General features: G+C 58.7%; 4 protein-coding genes. All 4 read left to right on the top strand.

Going from position 1 to position 2566, the window contains the following annotated elements; genetic code table 11:
* Positions 1-556: c-type cytochrome (locus tag Q3C01_RS44750; RefSeq protein ID WP_458151727.1), on the top strand; the 556-nt coding region annotated here is incomplete at its 5' end.
* Between the two features lie 31 nt (positions 557-587).
* On the top strand, positions 588-1286 hold the full coding sequence (locus Q3C01_RS44745) for a cytochrome b/b6 domain-containing protein (protein ID WP_458151725.1): 699 nt from the start codon (positions 588-590) through the stop codon (positions 1284-1286).
* 23 nt (positions 1287-1309) lie between these two features.
* Positions 1310-1936 carry a CC0125/CC1285 family lipoprotein gene (locus Q3C01_RS44740; RefSeq protein WP_458151724.1) on the top strand — a complete coding sequence of 209 codons (627 nt, stop codon included), beginning with the start codon at positions 1310-1312 and terminating at the stop codon, positions 1934-1936.
* Positions 1937-1951: 15 nt separating this feature from the next.
* Positions 1952-2341, top strand: a complete 390-nt coding sequence (locus Q3C01_RS44735; RefSeq protein ID WP_458151723.1) for a cupredoxin domain-containing protein — start codon at positions 1952-1954, stop codon at positions 2339-2341.
* Positions 2342-2566: the final 225 nt, after the last annotated feature.

Here is a 2566-nt window from a genome sequence, read left to right as displayed (position 1 = left end):
CTGCTCACATAGTCGTATCCGTTCATCCATCACGAGTGGACCGTCGCAGCGATTGGGGGCGTTTGTTCGTATGCCTGTGTTGAGCTTTCGTTTTGTCGCCGCAGCAGCGTGTGTGGCAATTGGTGTTGCTATGTTGGAGGCTACTGCCGGTCCGGCAGAAGTCGCTCAGATCAAGTCTCGCCAGGACAAGTACCGAGACATGGGAGGTGCGCTCAAGGCGATTAGTGACGAGCTGAAGAAGCGAACCATTGATTGGGACAATACGGTCGTGCCTAACGCTCAGACGATCAAGGATCGCAGCGGCTACCTGCTGAAGTGGTTTCCCAAGGGCAGCGGCCCCGATTCTGGAGCCAAGACATATGCGCTCTCGGCAATCTGGCAGAACAACGATGACTTCGTAACGTTGGGCAAAGTAGCGGAGGTCGAAGCATCCAAGCTGAATCAGGTTGCGGTTAGCAAGGACGCGAACGCCCTGAAGGCGCAGGTGGAAGCGATGGGCAAGGCCTGTAAGGCCTGCCATGACCGCTATCGTTCGCCCGACTACGATGAAGACTAGGAATTCCATGACCTCGCCTGAGGCCGGCCGGATGGAAGCGGCGCTCGCCGACACAACGGACCTCGAAGTCTGGGACCTGCCGGTGCGGGCCATGCACTGGCTGCTGGTGATTGGGATCAGCGTATGCTGGTGGACTGGCATCAACAATGAACTCGAATATCACCTGTGGAGCGGCTACGCGATCCTCTGGATCGTGCTGATGCGTCTCTATTGGGGGGTGGTCGGCTCCTCGACCGCCCGGTTCGTCAATTTCGTGCGGGGCCCCAAAGCCATTCTCGACTATGCCAGAACGCTGCACCGGCGCGATGTGCCCCAGAGCCATGGCCACAATGCACTGGGAGCGATTAGTATTGTTGTGATGCTGGGCTTGGTCCTGGCGGTGGTCATCCTTGGCCTGTTTGCGGTCGATGTGGACGGGCTCTATTCGGGACCCCTGTCGAGCTACATCACCTTCAAGCAGGGCCGCCATCTCGCGCATCTCCACTACCATTGGTTCAAGATCCTCCTATGGGTCATCGTGCTGCATCTGACTGCGGTGATCTTCTACTTTCTCTGCAAACGCCGGAATCTCATTGGCCCTATGATCCACGGCAAGCGCCGGGTTGACGCAGGCGATGTTGGCAGAGCTGCCGAAACGGAAATGCAGGGCGCGCCCTTCTGGCGATTTGTAATCGGCGCGGTCGCCGCTACCGCCATCGTGTACGCGGTGTCGATCGGCTTCTATTTCTAGGATCCAAGACAAGGCAGGGACGAATGATACGCAGTATTGTTACCGGATTGGCCCTCGCTGCGCTTTGCGCCTCGGCCGGAATCGGTTTGGCAGCCGATCCGACGGCCACCCCGGCTTTGACGCCAGCGCCGGCCAAGCCCGCCCAGGCTTCCTCCGACAATCTCCCCATGGTGCCGCCCGCCAAGCCGGGTGTGTTCACAGCGACAAAAACGGACGCCGACCGGTTTCACCTGGTCGTGGCCGCCCACAAGTTCACCACCCAAGGCGATATCGAGAGATATCTCGCCTATCGTGCCGCGGAACTGACCATGGAGAAGAAGGCGAGCTGGTTCACTCTTGTTGAATCCCGCTCGAAAGGTGACACGGCGCCCGTGCCCAAACGCGATCCCGCCGGCCTGCGCTACAGTTTCCGCATGGAGTATTTCCGCCCGGTCTGGCGCTACAAGACCAGCGGCTCTCCAGCCTGGAAGGCCTGGAGTCCTTTCGCGGCTACAGCTTTCATCACCGATGATCCCAAAAGCATCGCGGACTTCGAGGTTAGCGCCGACATCATCCTCCACGAGGGTCAGATGGACGACGCCGATCCGCTGGCTTTCGAGGCCCGAGCGCTATCCGACCTCCTGATCAACCAAGTCTCTCCGCCGGAATAATCGCAAGGAATGCCAGTGAAGATTCATCGTCGTGCTTTTACGGAAATGCTCGCGAGTCTGGGTGTCTTTGCTGCCTCACCCGCACTGGCTCAAGGCAAGACCGTTGATGTTTCCATGAAGAACAGTCCCAAAGGCGCGTTCGTGCCCGCGACCGTCAATATCAGTGTGGGCGACACGGTGAAGTGGACCAATCCGGGCGTCATCACGCACACCGTTACCTTCGATCCCACCCAGGCGGCCACGGCTTCTGATGTCGCGCTGCCAACAGGCGTGGCGCCATTCGATTCCGGCAATATGGAGGAAGACGCCACCTTCAGCCACACATTCACGGTCAAGGGTACCTACAAATATATCTGCAAAATGCATGAAGCGATGGGAATGGTTGGAACAGTGGTTGTTTCCTGAGTCCTGCCGTTGGGAGGTGAATGTGATGGTTCTAAAAAAAGATCTGATGGCTTGCATGGTAGTTTTAGCCGTGACCGGCGGCACCGTACTGCCCGCCACGGCAGCGCCCTGGACCCGCGGCTATGTAGTGAGCGCCTATGAATATGCATTCCGTTATGGCGGACGTCCCGGTTTCACTCGCAAGGGAGAGGTTGAGCCCGGCGTGGACTGCCCGCATGGCAGCAC

The organism is Bradyrhizobium sp. UFLA05-109 (assembly GCF_054185165.1).
Note: the sequence above shows the minus strand (reverse complement) of the source record. Positions and strands in the feature narration are given on the sequence as shown.